17 protein-coding genes and 1 pseudogene are annotated in these 15,339 nt (G+C 67.2%); 10 read left to right on the forward strand and 8 right to left on the reverse strand.

Annotation, left to right across the window (positions count from 1 at the left end; translation table 11 throughout):
• The 3 genes and pseudogenes from WS69_RS33340 to WS69_RS14195 all read left to right on the forward strand — a co-directional run.
• A pseudogene (locus tag WS69_RS33340) lies at window positions 1–99 on the forward strand (3-hydroxybutyrate dehydrogenase); the annotation flags it as partial.
• The gene (locus tag WS69_RS14190; RefSeq protein ID WP_059471391.1) at window positions 96–1,334 is read left to right on the forward strand and encodes a patatin-like phospholipase family protein; all 1,239 of its coding nucleotides are present in this window, start codon (window positions 96–98) and stop codon (window positions 1,332–1,334) included. The pseudogene WS69_RS33340 and the gene WS69_RS14190, both read left to right, overlap by 4 nt.
• 76 nt (window positions 1,335–1,410) lie before the next feature.
• Window positions 1,411–1,875 (forward strand): hypothetical protein, encoded by a 465-nt coding sequence (locus WS69_RS14195; RefSeq protein ID WP_059471392.1) that lies wholly within the window; start codon window positions 1,411–1,413, stop codon window positions 1,873–1,875.
• Between the two features lie 223 nt (window positions 1,876–2,098).
• Here the strand turns inward: WS69_RS14195 and WS69_RS33345 are convergent, their stop codons facing one another.
• Window positions 2,099–2,323 carry a hypothetical protein gene (locus WS69_RS33345; protein ID WP_156438140.1) on the reverse strand — a complete coding sequence of 75 codons (225 nt, stop codon included), beginning with the start codon at window positions 2,321–2,323 and terminating at the stop codon, window positions 2,099–2,101.
• Between the two features lie 54 nt (window positions 2,324–2,377).
• Here WS69_RS33345 and WS69_RS14200 point away from each other — a divergent pair, with 54 nt between their 5' ends.
• The 4 genes from WS69_RS14200 (at window position 2,378) to WS69_RS14215 (ending at window position 6,679) form a co-directional block, all read left to right on the forward strand.
• Window positions 2,378–3,238: a GNAT family N-acetyltransferase gene (locus tag WS69_RS14200; protein ID WP_059471393.1), complete on the forward strand. Its 861-nt coding sequence runs from the start codon at window positions 2,378–2,380 to the stop codon at window positions 3,236–3,238.
• A gap of 32 nt (window positions 3,239–3,270) precedes the next feature.
• A complete protein-coding gene (locus WS69_RS14205) occupies window positions 3,271–4,197 on the forward strand; it encodes a 2-hydroxyacid dehydrogenase (protein ID WP_059471394.1) in 927 nt (308 codons plus the stop codon).
• Between the two features lie 470 nt (window positions 4,198–4,667).
• Window positions 4,668–6,068, forward strand: a complete 1,401-nt coding sequence (locus tag WS69_RS14210; protein WP_059471395.1) for an aminotransferase class III-fold pyridoxal phosphate-dependent enzyme — start codon at window positions 4,668–4,670, stop codon at window positions 6,066–6,068.
• 116 nt (window positions 6,069–6,184) lie between these two features.
• Entirely contained in the window at window positions 6,185–6,679 is a 495-nt protein-coding gene (locus WS69_RS14215; RefSeq protein ID WP_442854905.1) for an Lrp/AsnC family transcriptional regulator, read from the forward strand.
• A gap of 193 nt (window positions 6,680–6,872) precedes the next feature.
• Here WS69_RS14215 and WS69_RS34775 read toward each other — a convergent pair whose 3' ends face one another.
• The 5 genes from WS69_RS34775 to WS69_RS14230 all read right to left on the reverse strand — a co-directional run bounded on the left by WS69_RS34775 (window position 6,873) and on the right by WS69_RS14230 (window position 9,921).
• The gene (locus tag WS69_RS34775; protein ID WP_226382991.1) at window positions 6,873–7,034 is read right to left on the reverse strand and encodes a hypothetical protein; all 162 of its coding nucleotides are present in this window, start codon (window positions 7,032–7,034) and stop codon (window positions 6,873–6,875) included.
• A 68-nt stretch (window positions 7,035–7,102) separates the two neighbouring features.
• Window positions 7,103–7,261, reverse strand: a complete 159-nt coding sequence (locus tag WS69_RS34150) for a hypothetical protein (RefSeq protein WP_197419259.1) — start codon at window positions 7,259–7,261, stop codon at window positions 7,103–7,105.
• Window positions 7,262–7,315: 54 nt separating this feature from the next.
• The gene (locus WS69_RS14220) at window positions 7,316–7,939 is read right to left on the reverse strand and encodes a glutathione S-transferase family protein (RefSeq protein ID WP_059471396.1); all 624 of its coding nucleotides are present in this window, start codon (window positions 7,937–7,939) and stop codon (window positions 7,316–7,318) included.
• A gap of 132 nt (window positions 7,940–8,071) precedes the next feature.
• Window positions 8,072–8,749 carry a methyltransferase family protein gene (locus tag WS69_RS14225; RefSeq protein ID WP_059471397.1) on the reverse strand — a complete coding sequence of 226 codons (678 nt, stop codon included), beginning with the start codon at window positions 8,747–8,749 and terminating at the stop codon, window positions 8,072–8,074.
• Between the two features lie 254 nt (window positions 8,750–9,003).
• Entirely contained in the window at window positions 9,004–9,921 is a 918-nt protein-coding gene (locus WS69_RS14230) for a LysR substrate-binding domain-containing protein (protein ID WP_059471398.1), read from the reverse strand.
• A gap of 162 nt (window positions 9,922–10,083) precedes the next feature.
• Here WS69_RS14230 and WS69_RS14235 point away from each other — a divergent pair, with 162 nt between their 5' ends.
• The 3 genes from WS69_RS14235 to WS69_RS14245 all read left to right on the forward strand — a co-directional run bounded on the left by WS69_RS14235 (window position 10,084) and on the right by WS69_RS14245 (window position 13,831).
• A complete protein-coding gene (locus WS69_RS14235) occupies window positions 10,084–11,169 on the forward strand; it encodes a tartrate dehydrogenase (RefSeq protein WP_059471399.1) in 1,086 nt (361 codons plus the stop codon).
• Window positions 11,170–11,215: 46 nt separating this feature from the next.
• Window positions 11,216–12,688 (forward strand): NAD-dependent succinate-semialdehyde dehydrogenase, encoded by a 1,473-nt coding sequence (locus WS69_RS14240; protein WP_059471400.1) that lies wholly within the window; start codon window positions 11,216–11,218, stop codon window positions 12,686–12,688.
• 150 nt (window positions 12,689–12,838) lie between these two features.
• Window positions 12,839–13,831: a M14 family metallopeptidase gene (locus tag WS69_RS14245; protein WP_059471401.1), complete on the forward strand. Its 993-nt coding sequence runs from the start codon at window positions 12,839–12,841 to the stop codon at window positions 13,829–13,831.
• A 178-nt stretch (window positions 13,832–14,009) separates the two neighbouring features.
• On the opposite strand, the gene WS69_RS14250 is transcribed toward WS69_RS14245, so the two are convergent.
• Together WS69_RS14250 and WS69_RS14255 are read right to left on the reverse strand one after the other, a co-directional pair.
• A complete protein-coding gene (locus WS69_RS14250; protein ID WP_059471402.1) occupies window positions 14,010–14,489 on the reverse strand; it encodes a nuclear transport factor 2 family protein in 480 nt (159 codons plus the stop codon).
• A 104-nt stretch (window positions 14,490–14,593) separates the two neighbouring features.
• Window positions 14,594–15,211, reverse strand: a complete 618-nt coding sequence (locus WS69_RS14255; RefSeq protein WP_059471403.1) for a TetR/AcrR family transcriptional regulator — start codon at window positions 15,209–15,211, stop codon at window positions 14,594–14,596.
• Window positions 15,212–15,339: the final 128 nt, after the last annotated feature.

Raw genomic sequence — 15,339 nt, forward strand, 5'->3', positions numbered from 1 at the left:
GAGGATGTCGCGAAGACGGTGCTGTTCCTGTCGGCGTTCCCGAGCGCGGCGCTGACCGGCCAGTCGTTCATCGTCAGTCACGGCTGGTTCATGCAATGAAGCCGCACGCCCGTACCGAAAAGCAGGCCGTCGATCCGGCGGACCTGCACAACGAAGCAAGCGTGCCGCACGCGCTCGAACAGGCTCATGCGCCGTTCCACGATCTGCCGTACGAAACGATCGCGCTCGTGCTGCAAGGCGGCGGCGCGCTCGGCGCGTATCAGGCCGGCGTATTCGAAGGGCTGCACGAAGCAGGCGTTCCGCTCAACTGGATCGCCGGCATTTCGATCGGCGCGCTGAACACCGCGCTGATCGCCGGCAATCCGCCCGAGCGGCGCGTCGAGCGGCTGCGCGAGTTCTGGAACACGATCTGCCAGCCCGCGTTCTTCCCCGCGTTGCCGGCCGTGTTCGAAGCCGCGCTCTTCAACAGCCACGATTACGTGCGCACGTTCTTCACCGCGAGCCAGGCGGCGAGCGCGGTCGTGCAAGGACAGCGCGGCTTCTTCGTGCCGCGCTTCCCGCCGCCGCTGCCGGGCGCGACGCATCCGCCGGAGAAGGTCAGCTATTACGACACGTCCGCGCTGCGTTCGACGCTCCTCAAGCTGTGCGACTTCGACCGGATCAATTCGGGCGAGACGCGCGTGTCGGTCGGCGCGGTAAACGTCGGTACGGGCAACTTCATCTACTTCGACAACACGAAGGCGACGCTGCGTCCCGAGCATTTCATGGCGTCGGGCGCGCTGCCACCCGCATTCCCGCCCGTCGAGATCGACGGCGAGTTCTACTGGGACGGCGGCATCGTATCGAACACGCCGCTGATGGAAGTGCTGCGCGCATCGCCGCGCCGCGACACGCTCGCGTTCCAGGTCGACCTGTGGAGCGCGCGAGGGCCGCTGCCGGAATCGATGAACGAAGTGACCGAGCGCACGAAGGACGTTCAATATTCGAGCCGCACGCGCCTGATCACCGACACGCTGCAACGTGAACAGCGCTTTCGCAATGTGCTGCGCCGCGTGCTCGACCAGGTGCCAGACGACCTGCGCAAGAACGATCCGTGGTGCCAGCAGGCCGAGACGCTGTCGTGCAGCAAGCGCTACAACGTCCAGCATCTCATCTATCAGCAGAAAGCATACGAGCAGCACTACAAGGACTATCAGTTCGGCGCGTCGACGATGCGCGACCACTGGTCGGCGGGCCTCGCGGACATCCGCAAGACGCTCGCCGTGAAGCACGGCCTCACGCTGCCGGACAACGACGCGGGCTTCGTCACGCACGACATTCACCGGATCCGGTAACGTCTTCGCTCGCGGCCGGCGCATGCCGGCCGTGCATTCCCTTGCCGCAATTCTTCGCCGCATTCGCACCTTCGCCATGCCGATTCTGGTCGTTCTATTCGCACTCGTCGCATTGATCTGGGGCGCTGTCCATACGTTTCATGCGATCGCCGCGCGCTTCGGCGACGCCATCGCGATCGGCGCGGCGGTCGGCGCGATCGCCGTGATCGGCGCGGCGGTCGCGCACTGGGTCCGGCGGCGGCGCGACGTCGCGCCGAACACGCGCGAGGACGGGTGGACCCACGTGCTTCGGCGCGCGTGGGGCGATCTGCGCGTATCGGCGACGAAGGGGCTGCTGTGGCTGTCGCAGGACGGCGCCGACGGCCGCTACACGCTCACCGATCTGAGCGGCTGCCGCGCGGAAGCGTTCGACGGCCGCTGGTATCTGGTCGTCGCCGTACGCGACGATCGGCGCGCCGAATGGAAGCTGCCGATGGACGACAAGCGCGACGCGCTGCGCTGGGAACGGGTGTTGACGCTCGCGAAGCGACAGCGCCTGTGAGGTGCACGCGGTGAGCCGACGCACGCGTGGAACGAATCGTCGCGCGATGCGCGAAACGGCAAGCGCCGTCGCGAGTCGCGAACGACGCGATGCGCCGACTGTCCCCCGATGATCGGCGATGACGACGTGCTGCGCCGGATATGCCGACGCTCAGGCAACGGCGTCGCCGCCCGCGGGCCGAGGCTTTGAACATCGCGATCGGACGATACGCATGCCGCGCCAATCAAATCGGCAGCGCCTTCATGGCGGGAGAAGCCGAACCGGGTGACGCCGGCCGGCCCATCGGCCGGAGCGAACGTCGAACGTCGAACGTCGAACGTCGAACGTCGAACGTCGAACGTCGAACGTCGAACTCAACGAGCATAACCAGGGTCAAAATCGTCTCGCCGCGAAATTCGCGGAAGAAAATCGCCTGCGCCGCCGAAAACAAGCGGATCGTCCTATCCACCCCGTGGCGCGCCTGCCACAGTAGCGGCGTCAGCCTTTCAAACCGGAGTCCAGCGTGGCCGAAACCAACGCCTCCCGCACGCTTACCTTTCGCCCGTTCACCCAGGACGACGTCGACACCGCTCAGCGCCTGTCCAGCAGCTTCCAGTGGCCGCATCGCGTCGACGACTGGCGCTTCGTCGCGAAGCTCGGCAGCGGCTTCGTCGCCGCGGACGAAAGCGGCGTGATCGGCACCGCGCTCGGCTGGCGCCACGGCGATGCGCACGCGTCGCTCGGCATGGTGATCGTCGCACCGGACCAGCAAGGCCGCGGCATCGGTCGCGAACTGCTCGCGCGGGTCATCGACGATCTCGGCGAGCGCACGATGTTCCTGCACGCGACGCCCGCAGGCGAGCCGCTCTACGCGAAGTTCGGCTTCAAGCCGATCGGCACCATCGAGCAGCACCAGGGCGCCGCGTGCCATCCGCCGCTGATTTCGCTGCCACCCGGCGAGCGCTTGCGGCCGATCGGCGTCAACGACACGGCGCACCTCGGTGCACTCGCGTCGCGCGCGTGCGGCTACGACCGCAGCGCCGTGATCGACGCGCTGCGCGATGCCGCGAGCGGCATCGCGCTCGACCGCGACGGCGAACTGCTCGGCTTCGCGCTGTTCCGCCGCTTCGGTCGCGGCCACGTGATCGGTCCGGTGATCGCGTCGGACGCACTGCGTGCGCAGGCGCTGGTCAACCACTGGCTCGCGCTGCACGCCGGCATGTTCGTGCGGATCGACGTGCCGGGCGACAGCGGCCTGTCCGACTGGCTCGAAGGGCTCGGGCTGCGGCGCGTCGATTCGGGCCTCGCGATGGTGCGCGGCGAAGCGCCCGAGCGCGATCCGTCGCTGCGGCAGTTCGCGATCGTCAATCCGGCGCTCGGCTGATCCCGCGCGACCGCAACCGCACGCGTCATCCGATGACTTTCGTCTACAAGGCCGATCCCGCGCGCGGCGCGCAATGGGCGCGTCTTTTCGCTGAGAAGGCGCCCGACGTCCCGTTCCGTTTGTGGCCGGACATCGGCGACCCGGCCGCCGTCCGTTATCTGGCCGCGTGGCAACCGCCCGACGATCCGCTGCGGCTGATGCCGAATCTCGAAGTCGTGTTCTCGGTCGGCGCGGGCGTCGATCAGTTCGATCTGTCGTGCGTGCCCGCGCACATCCCGGTCGTGCGGATGATCGAGCCGGGGATCGTCGAAGGAATGGTCGAATACGTGACGCAGGCCGTGCTGACGATTCATCGCGACCTGTTCGACTACGCAACGCTGCAACGCATGCAAATGTGGCGAGCAAAGCCCGTGCGCGCCGCCGCGTCGCGGCGCATCGGCGTGCTCGGCCTCGGGATGCTCGGTCAGGCGGTGCTCGACACGCTGCGCCGCTTCGGCTTTCCTTGCGCCGGCTGGAGCCGCACGCCGCGCACGCTGGAAGGCATCGAATGCTACGCGGGCAAAGCGGAGCTCGCCGCGCTGCTCGCGCGCTCGGACATCCTCATTTGCCTGCTGCCGCTCACGCCCGAAACGCACGGGCTGCTCGACACGCCCGTGTTCGATGCGCTGCCCGATGGCGCGTCGCTGATCCAGGTCGGGCGCGGCCCGCAGCTCGTCGACGCGGCGCTCCTCGAGGCGCTCGCGTCGGGCAAGCTCGACAGCGCGATCGTCGATGTTACGGATCCCGAACCGCTGCCGGCCGGCCATCCGTTCTGGACGCATCCGCGCATCCGGATCACGCCGCACATCGCCAGCGCGACACGGCCCGACACCGCGGTCGAGGCGGTGCTCGCGAATCTCGCGCGGCATCGCGCGGGAGAGCCGATGGTTGGCGTCGTCGATCGCGCACGCGGTTATTGAGCGTCTGTCTGAGCGTCTCGTCTGAGCGTCTGTCTGAGCGTCTCGTCGGGGCGTCTCGTCGGGGCGTCTCGTCGGTTGCGCAGCACCCGGTGCGTGGATCTCGGCGCATAGGCATGAGCACCGGCACCGAACCTGCACACCGCGCGCGACGCAACGCGCGATTCCCTCACTGCCCGCGACGCATTCGCATGCCGCGCGCTGCGCCGTAAATACACGCGGCTCGCGCAATCGCGCGCACGCCCCGCGACGCGGCATACGACCAACCCAGCCCCCTCGCCGTCGTGCGATGCACGCACGACGCACGTTGCGCCACGCCCATGCCGCCTCAACCAACGCAGCAGAAAATGCCGTCCCGCCCCGCATAAACGCCGCATCCGTACGTTTCCGCGCGGCAATTGGATGTGCGCGTGAACGGCCCGATCGGTAGCATGGATCCACACCGTTTTGTTCGAACGAGGGCCTGCACCGCCATGACCATTCCATCGTTGATCGAAGCCGATCGCCAGCATCTGATCCATCCCGTCGTCAGTTACCGCGCGCACGAGGCGCGCGGCGTCACTGTGCTCGATTCCGCCGACGGCGTGTTCCTGCGCGACACCGAAGGCAACGAACTCCTCGACGCGTTCTCGGGCCTCTGGTGCGTGAACGTCGGCTACAGCCGCGACAGCATCATCAAGGTCGCGACCGAGCAGATGACGCGCCTGCCGTACGCGACCGCGTACTTCCACTTCGGCTCCGCGCCCGCGATCGAGCTCGCCGAGAAGCTGACCGCGCTCGCGCCAAAATCGCTCACGCGCGTCTACTTCACGCTCGGCGGCTCGGACGCCGTCGATTCGGCACTGCGCTTCATCACGCATTACTTCAACTCGACAGGCCGTCCGCAGAAGAAGCACATGATCGCGCTCGAGCGCGGCTATCACGGTTCGTCGTCGGTCGGCGCGGGGCTCACCGCGCTCGCGACGTTCCATCGCCACTTCGACGTTCCGCAGCCGACCCAGCATCACATCGAATCGCCGTACGCGTACCGCCATCGGGCCGGCGACGACGACGCCGCGCTGATCGCCGCGTCGGTCGCGGCGCTTGAAGCGAAGGTCGCGGAACTGGGCGCCGATCGCGTCGCCGCGTTCTTCTGCGAGCCGGTGCAAGGCTCGGGCGGCGTGATCGTGCCGCCCGCCGGCTGGCTCAAGGCGATGCGCGACGCGTGCACGCGGCTCGGCATCCTGTTCGTCGCCGACGAAGTGATCACCGGCTTCGGCCGCACCGGTCCGCTCTTCGCGTGCGAAGCCGAGGGCGTCGAGCCCGATCTGATGACGGTCGCGAAGGGCCTGACCGCGGGCTACGCGCCGATGGGCGCGGTGCTGGTATCCGACGAGATCTATCGGGGTATCGCCGACGGCGGCAGCATCGACGCCGCGATCGGCCACGGCCACACGTATTCCGCGCATCCGGTGAGTGCGGCGATCGCGCTCGAAGTGCTGCGCCTCTATCACGAAGGCGGACTGCTCGAAAACGGCATCGCGCACGCGCCGCGCTTCGCGCGCGGGCTCGACGCGCTGCGCGCGCATCCGCTCGTCGGCGACGCGCGCGCGCGCGGGCTGCTCGGCGCGCTCGAACTCGTCGCCGACAAAACGAGCAAGGCGCGCTTCGATCCGTCGCTCAATCTGTCCGAGCGGATCGCGGCCGCCGCCTACCGCAACCGCGTCGTGTTCCGTGCGTTCAACGACGGCATCCTCGGCTTCGCGCCCGCGCTCAGCTATACGGACGGCGATTTCGACCTGCTGTTCTCGCGGCTGCGCACGACGCTCGACGAGGTGCTCGCCGAAGCCGACGTGCAGCGCGCGCTCGAAGCGGCGCAAGCGTGGGCCGCTTGATGCGACGCGCGAGGCGTTCCGAATATTCGGGACACTTGGGAAAACGCTGCCTTGTGGACGCAATTTTGTGACCGTAAAGTAACCGGACGTTTACTCTTCATTCCTCCGACGCCGTGATGATGGGCGATTGCAAGCTGGACAAGATCGATCTGCGCATACTCGCGCAGTTGCAAAAGCGCGGCCGCATCACCAACGTCGAGTTGGCGGATGCGGTCGGCCTGTCGCCGAGCCCGTGCCTGATACGGGTGAAACGTCTGGAAAAGGCGGGGTATATCGCAGGTTACGGCGCGGACATTCAGCTCGAGAAGCTCGGCGACGTGCAGATCGTGTTCACCGAAGTCACGCTCGCCGATCACCGCCGCGAGGACTTCGACCGCTTCGTCGCGGCGATCCGCAACGTCGACGAGATCGTCGAATGCCACCTCGCGAGCGGCGGCTACGACTATCTGCTGAAGTTCGTCACGCGCAGCGTGAGCCACTATCAGACGATCATCGAAGGGCTGCTCGAACGCAACGTCGGCATCGAGAAGTACTTCAGCTACGTGATCATCAAGTCGCCGTTCGTGAAGCGGCATTATCCGCTCGAAGCGCTGTTCGCCGATCGGCATTGATGTGCCGGAAAGCCCGATTTCGCCGGAGATCGGCAAACGGACAGCCCGCTTCGGACGCGCCTGCAGCCGCTCCCGAAAAATCTCACCTTTGGACGAAAAACGCGTCGGCGCGGGCCGCGAGCGCACCTGCCGGACGCGCGTCGACGACCGTTCTCGCAGGCTGCCGGGCCACGGCCGCAGCGGCCGCCGTTCATCAGAACGTCACGCGCCCTTCGAGACAGAACACGCACGATCCTTCGAGCTCGACGCGCTCGCCGATCAACCGGCAGCGCATCTCGCCGCCGCGCGGCGACGCCTGATACGCACGAAACGCGGTCCTGCCGAGCCGCGCCGCCCAGTAGGCGCGAGCGCGCAATGCGCGCTGCCCGTCATCGGATCTTCCGGCACGCCCTTCGCCGGCGCGAAATATCGGCTCACGAAATCCTAATCACCGCCGTCCATGGCCGTCACGATCACGCCGCAGCGATCGAGCGCCGCAGGATTGCCGGCGAAGCGCCGGTTCACGAACGCATCGACTTGATAGATGGGCGCCGAGGTCGTCCGGTCAGCCGCTCGATCGATATTCGCGTTCATCGCGTTCATCGTCCAGGCCTGTGCAATCGGTTGATGGAAGGTGAGCGCGCCGTGGCACGGCGCTCACGGCAAGCCGTTGCCGCAATGCTCGGCGAAGCCCGGTCGCGTGGCGAGCCGCTCGAAGTACGCGGACACCGCCGGGAAATCCGGCTTGTCGAACGGCGTGCGAAGCCAGCGGTTGATCGACAAGCCAATCGCGATGTCGGCGAGCGTGTAGCCGGGACCGGCGACGAACGCGCCCGTCGCTTCGAGCTGCGCATTCAGGATCGCCATGTGCCGCGTCCAGCTCTCGCACGACGCGCGGATTTCCGCTCGATCGCGATGGCTCGGCTCGTTGCGCACGAGCGCGAGGAACGCATAGCTCCATGCGCGGTTCAGCGCGGTCGTCTGCCAGTCGAGCCATTGATCGATGCGCGCCCGTGCGTGCGGCTCGGCCGGATACAGGTGCGCGCCGCCGTACTGGTTCGCCAGATAACGGACGATCGCGTTCGATTCCCAAAGCGCGAAATCGCCGTCCACGAGCACCGGCACGAGGCCGTTCGGGTTCAGCGCGAGGAATTCGGGCGTCTGCGTCGGCCGGAAGCCTGCACCCCAGTCTTCGCGTTCGAATCCGAGTTGCAATTCGGCGCACGTCCACAACACCTTGCGGACGTTGATCGACGGCGCCTTACCGAGCACTTTCAGCATCACGGACCACCTCGTTCGACGAAAATGCCGACGATTGTAGAGGCGCACGCGCGATGCCGACAGGTACGGTTCGCTGCGCGCGGACCGATGCGCCTGCAAGCCGCGCGCAAGCAAGTTCCGCCTTCGCCCGTGTCACCAGACGCGCGGCACGAGCCGCCAGCGCACGCGCTCGCAATACGCGCGATAGCCGTCGAGGTGCACGCTCAGGTAGCGCTCCTCGTCGATGAGCCGCGCGGCGACGCCCGCCGCGAGCACCGCGGCGAACGGCCAGGCCCATGTCGATTGCGCGGCGATCGGGCTCCCGAAAAATATCACCATTGCGCCGGAGTACATCGGATGCCGGACGAAACGGTACGGGCCTGACGAGATCACCGTCTGCCCGCGCCTGACCTCGACGATGCTCGACGCGAAGCGGTTCTCGCGCAGCACCGCGAAGCAGATCGCGAAGCCCGCGATCACGAGCGCGTTGCCGAACACGACCGCGCGCCAATCGACGGGCATCCGCGCGACGCGCCATTCGGCGCCCATCGCGACGACGAGCCCGACGCTCGCGACGCTCACGACGGCAAGGATGATCTTCTGGCTGAGCTCGCGCTCCGCGCGCACGCCGACGCGCATCCGGCTCTCGACGAGCGCCGGATCGTGCTTGAGGAAATAGAGGGCGAGCAAGGTCGTGGCCCCGGAGAACACGAGCCAGTAGATCCAGCCCTGCCAGTAGCGCATCGAGCCCGCCGACGCGAAGATCAGCACGGCGAGCACCGCGACGAAGCGCGCCTGCGCGCCGAGTACGCGCTTCGACAGCGTGTTCATTGCGGGTTCCTCCTTCTATGTCGTGTCGCGCGACGACGGCGAACCGTACGTCATGCGTCATGCGTCGGGCGTAGCGCATCGCGCATCGATTCGCGAGTCGATGTCCGGCGCCGGCTGGATGGCCCGTTAGCGGCGGATGCGTTCGCAATCACAGGCCGAACGCCGACTGCCGATCGTTACCCGTTGCCCAACGCCCGGATTTTGCCGCGTGCCATTCAACGCCGGACGCCTGATTTCCGACGTTCGCCGGACGATTATCCGCTGTTCGCGCGCTCGTTCAGATGCGCAAACGCGTCCGCGAGAAAATCGACGCACACGCGCACCTTCGCCGAAGCCGCGAGCCGCGCCGGATAGACGGCCCATACGTTCGCCGGCTGGATCGCATCGGGCAGCACGCGCTTGAGCTCGCCGCTCGCGAGCAGCGGCCCGGCTTCCCAGATCGAGCGCAGCACGATCCCGCGTCCGGCCAGCGCCCATTGCACGGCGACCTCGCCGTGATTCGTCGACAGCGCGCCGCCGACCTTCACCGACGACGTCTCGCCGCGCACCGTGAGCCGCCATACGCCGAACGGATGATCGCGCTCCTTGATCGCGAGGCACTGATGCGCGGCGAGATCCGCGAGCTGGCGCGGCGTGCCGTATCGCGCGAGGTACGTGGGCGACGCGCACAGCACCCGGTAGTTCGTCGCGAGCCGCTTCGCGATCAGGTGATCGGCGATCTCGTCGCCGATCCGGATGTCGAGATCGAAGCCTTCGCCCGCGACGTCGACGAGCCGGTCGAACAGATCGAGCCGCACATTGAGCTGCGGATAGCGTTCGTTGAAGTCGAGCAGCGCGGGAGCGAGCACGTGCCGGCCGAAGCCGAAGCTGCTCGAGATCCGCAGCGTGCCGCGCGGAACGTTGCGGGTCGTCGACACGTCTTCGACGAGATGGTCGACGTCGTCGAGGATCTTCTCGGCCCACGCATAGACGCGCTCGCCGGCTTCCGTCACCGCGACGCGGCGCGTCGAGCGGTGCAGCAGCCGCGTGCCGAGCCGCTTTTCGAGTAGCGCGACGCGCTTGCTGACGTACGCGGGCGACACCGCGAGCTGCTCGGCGGCCGCGCTGAAGCTCGCGAGCCGCACGACGACGCTGAAGACGCGCAGGTCGTCGAGGTTCGGCACATTGTTCACGATTCGTGGAAAGTCGATTAACCGAATGGTCGATTTTAATCCTTCCAGAAATAAATAAAATGCGTGAATCGACGATGGCGCGTGTCCCGACGACCGCGCTCCTGATGCCGCTCGCGCCGGGTTCGGCCGATGCGGACGGCTCGACACGACGAGGAATCCAGCATGAGTGACAAGGTATACAAGATCGCCGTCATCCCCGGCGACGGGATCGGCGTGGAAGTGATGCCCGAGGGGCTGCGCGCGCTCGACGCGGTGAGCCGCCGCTTCGGCCTGCGCTTCGAATACGAGCCGATCGAGTGGGCGAGCTGCGACTACTACGCGAAGCACGGCCAGATGATGCCCGACGACTGGAAAACGCAACTTTCCGGCATGGACGCGCTGCTGTTCGGCGCGGTCGGCTGGCCCGAGACGGTGCCGGATCACGTGTCGCTGTGGGGCTCGCTGCTCAAGTTCCGCCGCGAATTCGACCAATACATCAACCTTCGTCCCGCGCGCCTGTTCGACGGCGTGCCGTGTCCGCTCGCCGGCCGCAAGGCGGGCGACATCGATTTCATGATCGTCCGCGAGAACACCGAAGGCGAGTATTCGGCCGTCGGCGGCGCGATGTTCGAAGGCACCGACCGCGAATTCGTCGTCCAGCAGGCGGTGTTCACGCGGCTCGGCACCGAGCGCGTGATGAAGTTCGCGTTCGAGCTCGCGCAGCGCCGCGCGAAGCAGCTGACCGTCGCGACGAAGAGCAACGGCATCGCGATCAGCATGCCGTGGTGGGACGCACGCGCGGCGGAGATGGCCGCGCACTATCCGGACGTCGCGTGGGACAAGCAGCACATCGACATCCTGTGCGCGCGCTTCGTGATGCAGCCGGACCGCTTCGACGTCGTCGTCGCGTCGAATCTGTTCGGCGACATCCTGTCCGACCTCGGCCCCGCATGCACGGGCACGATCGGCATCGCGCCGTCGGCGAACCTGAACCCCGAGCGCAAGTTTCCGTCGCTGTTCGAACCGGTGCACGGCTCCGCGCCGGACATCGCGGGCAAGCATGTCGCGAATCCGATCGCGATGATCTGGTCGGCCGCGATGATGGTCGATTTCCTCGGCGAAGGCGTCGGCCGCGCCCGCGAAGCGCACGACGCGATCGTCGCCGCGATCGAGCACGTGCTGAAGCACGGCCCGCGCACGGGCGATCTGGGCGGTCGGGCGTCGACGAGCGAAGTCGGCGACGCGATCGTCGCGCATCTGCTCGGCTGATCGCCGCGCATCGTCTCAACCGCATCGCTTCGTCAGGATTCGCACCATGTCGCTCACGCTGTCCCGCACCACACTCATCCGCACCGGCAACCTGATCGACGGCGAATGGCGTCCCGCCGCGTCAGGCAACCGCTATGCCGTCTCCGATCCGGCCGCGCTCGACGTGATCGCCGAAGCCGCCGACAGCGGCGCCGACGACGCGCGCGCCGCCACCGATGCCGCCGCGCGCGCGCTGCCCGCATGGCGCGCGACGACCGCGCGCGAGCGCGCCGCGATCCTGCGCGCGTGGCACGCGGCGATCGTCTGGCATACCGAAGACCTCGCGCGCCTGATGTCGCGCGAGCAGGGCAAGCCGCTCGCCGAGGCGCGCGGCGAAGTCGCGTACGGCGCGTCGTACGTGCAGTGGTTCGCCGAGGAAGCGACGCGCGCGTACGGCGACGTCATTCCGCAGCAGCAGCGCGGCAAGCGGATGAGCGCGGTGAAGGAACCGATCGGCATCGTCGCGGCGATCACGCCGTGGAACTTCCCGCTCGCGATGATCGCGCGCAAGATCGCACCCGCGCTCGCGGCGGGCTGCACGGTCGTCGCGAAGCCGGCCGAAGACACGCCGCTCACCGCGCTCGCGCTCGCGTTCCTCGCGATGGAAGCGGGCGTGCCGCCCGGCGTGCTGAACATGATCTCGGCGTCGCGCGAGCGCGGCGTCGAAGCGGTCGGCGACTGGCTCGCCGACGCGCGCGTGCGCAAGATCACGTTTACCGGCTCGACGCCCGTCGGCAAGTTCCTCGCGCGCGAATCGGCTGCGACGCTGAAAAAACTGTCGCTCGAACTGGGCGGCAACGCGCCGTTCATCGTGTTTGACGACGCCGATCTCGACGCGGCCGCCGACGGCTTGATGGCGGCGAAGTTCCGCAACGGCGGACAAACCTGCGTGTGCCCGAATCGCGTCTACGTGCAGGACGGCGCATACGACGCGCTCGCGGCGCGCGTCGCCGCACGCGTGAACGCGCTGCGCGTCGCGCCCGCGACCGACTCCACCGCGCAGATCGGCCCGATGATCAACGCGCGCGCGGTCGACAAGATCGCACGCCACGTCGACGACGCCGTCACGCGCGGTGCGCGCGTGCTGACGGGCGGCCGGCGCCTCGCCGAGCTCGGCCCGCATTTCTATGCGCCGACCGTGCTCGCCGACGCCGCGCCTGACATGCAGCTCTGCGGCGAAGAGACGTTCGGACCGGTAGTTGCGTTGTTCCGCTTCTCGACCGAAGACGAAGCGATCGCCGCCGCGAACGACACGCCGTACGGCCTCGCCGCATACTTCTACACGCAGAACGTGCGACGGATCGCGCGCGTGTCGTCGCGGCTCGAGGCAGGCGTCGTCGGCATCAACGAAGGCGCGCTCGCGAGCGAGGCGGCGCCGTTCGGCGGCGTCAAGGAATCGGGCTACGGCCGCGAAGGATCGCGCTACGGGCTCGACGACTATCTCGCGATCAAATATCTATGCGAAGGCGGCCTCGACTGAAACCTCTCATGATCGAACGTGCGTGCGATCGCATGAAATCGCTCACCGAACGATGTCGCGGGCATGTCGGCTGGCGTGCTCGCGATCGCACACGCCCGTTCCGCGCGTGAGCCGCCGCGACGTATTCATCGACTCCCGAAAAAGCTCACCATGACCGAATCGGCTCCCGAATTTCCTCACTATTCGATCGAGGTCGACTTTCCGAACCTCGATGCACATCGTGCCGGCAATGCCGGCGTCGACTATGTTCATCGCTTCGATTCGGGCGTGCCCGGCCCGCATGTGATGATCAACGCGCTCACGCACGGCAACGAAGTGTGCGGCGCGATCGTCGTCGACGCGTTGCTGAAGATGGGACTGCGTCCGCGCCGCGGCGTGCTGACGCTGTCGTTCGCGAACGTCGCCGCGTACGAGCGCTTCGATCCGGCCGAGCCCGACGCCGCGCGCTTCGTCGATCAGGATTTCAATCGCGTGTGGATGCCGGCCGTGCTCGACGATTCGTCGAAGCGCTCGGTCGAGCTCGATCGTGCGCGCGCGCTGCGGCCGTTCGTCGACGAAGCCGACTGGCTGCTCGACCTGCACTCGATGCATGAGCGCAGCGCGCCGCTGATCGTCGCGGGGCCGCTCGACAAAGGCACGGCGCTCGCGCTGCAGATCGGCGCGCCGTCGACCGTGATTCGCGACGAAGGCCATCCGGAAGGCAAGCGCATGCGCGATTACGGCGGCTTCGGCGATCTGGCAAGCGCGAAGAACGCGCTCCTCATCGAATGCGGTCAGCATTGGGAAACGCACGCGGTGGCGGTCGCGCGCGACAGCACCGCACGCTTCCTGGTCGCATCGGGCATCGTCGACGAGCGGGATCTGCCCGTCGACTGGTTCCTGCCGCTCGCGAAAACGATGCGGATCGTCCAGGTGACGGAGCCCGTCGTCGCGGCGAGCTACGACTTCCGTTTCGCCGGTTCGTACACTGGCCTCGAGCATTTCGCGGAAGCGGGTGAGGTGATCGGCTGGTCGGACGGTGCGCCCGTCACGACGCCGTATCCGGACTGCGTGCTCGTGATGCCGTCGCTGCGTCAGTTGCGTCCCGGCGTGACCGTCGTGCGACTCGGTCGTCTCGAACGCGAGGTGCCGCAGCGAGAGTGATGCGGACGGCGGGCCGTTCGATACCCCGCCAAGCGCCGGACATGCGGCGCTCAGCACTCGGCATTCGAAATCAGGCGGCGCGGCGAAGCAAAGCTTCGTGGCCTTTCATGCCACATCGCATCGCATACCGCACATCGCTGCTTCGCGCAGCGCGATGCCGCACACCGCCCGCCGTCGATCAAAGCCCGAGATCCGACAGGCTCGGATGATCGTCGGGCCGGCGGCCGAGCGGCCAGTGGAACAGGCGGTCCGCTTCGCGGATCGGCATGTCGTTGATGCATGCATGCCGATGCGCCATCAGGCCGTTCTCGTCGAACTCCCAGTTCTCGTTGCCGTACGAGCGGAACCAGTTGCCCGCGTCGTCGTGCCATTCGTACGCGAAGCGCACCGCGATCCGGCTATCGGTGAACGCCCACAATTCCTTGATCAGCCGATAGTCGAGCTCACGCGTCCATTTGCGACGCAGCAGTCCGACGATCTCCGCACGGCCCGTGGCGAACTCCGCGCGGTTGCGCCATTTGCTCTGCGACGTATAGGCGAGCGACACGCGCTCGGGGTCGCGCGTGTTCCAGCCATCTTCGGCAGCACGAACTTTCTGTATGGCGGTTTCGCGCGTGAACGGCGGGACAGGCGGGCGGATTTCAGTTGAATCGGACATCGTGTTCTCCAGATTGAGGACGTGAAATGGCCTGCCCGGCTCGCCGGTGGACGGCGGGCAGGTCGAGGTGCTGCGATTCGATCGAATGAAAGCGGGGCGAGGCGTCAGCCGGACCGGTTCGGCAACGTCGCGTCGATCAGCAGCTCCGCCGCCGCGCGCGCGTCGCGGGCAGCCGTCGCGTCGCCGCTCACGAGCGCGACGCCGATCGCGCCATCGATCAGCACGAGCCACTGACGCGCGAGCCTTGCGACGTGCCGCCGGTCCGCGCCGGTTTCGGCCGCGTATGCGTCGAGCTGCTCGCGCACGAATGCAAGCAGACGTTCCTTGTGCTCGCGCGCGACGACGCGAATCGGATCGTCCGGATGTTCGATCTCACCCGCCGCGTTCAGGAACGCGCAGCCGTGGAAGTCCGTCTGCTCGAACCATTCGCGCAGCACGTCGAACATGCCGACGAGTCGCGCACGCGGCGACTTGCCGCGCTGTTCCGTTGCGTCGACGAACCATGTCATCCAGCGTTCGTCGCGCCTTTCGAGCGCGGCGGCGACGAGCGCCTCCTTCGATTCGAAGTGCGTATAAAAGCTCTTGCGCGCGGCGCCCGACAGCTTGACGATCGCATCGACGCCCGTCGCGTGAATGCCGCCCGCATAGATCAGCGTTTCGGCCGCGTCGAGCAGGCGCTCGCGCGCGCCAGCGGCGGGAGAAAGGTCAGATTTCGTATCCATGCGTTTACGGTAGAACGATCATTCTCCTTTGTCAACCTCGAATCGTTGAGCTGTCGCGAGCAAATGAATTGTCCGGGTCTGTAGCACGTAATCTGTCCGGTTTTTGGGTGCGGCATGAAGCCAGCCGT

This window comes from Burkholderia sp. BDU5 (assembly GCF_001522845.1).
GTDB classification, from domain to species: domain Bacteria; phylum Pseudomonadota; class Gammaproteobacteria; order Burkholderiales; family Burkholderiaceae; genus Burkholderia; species Burkholderia mayonis.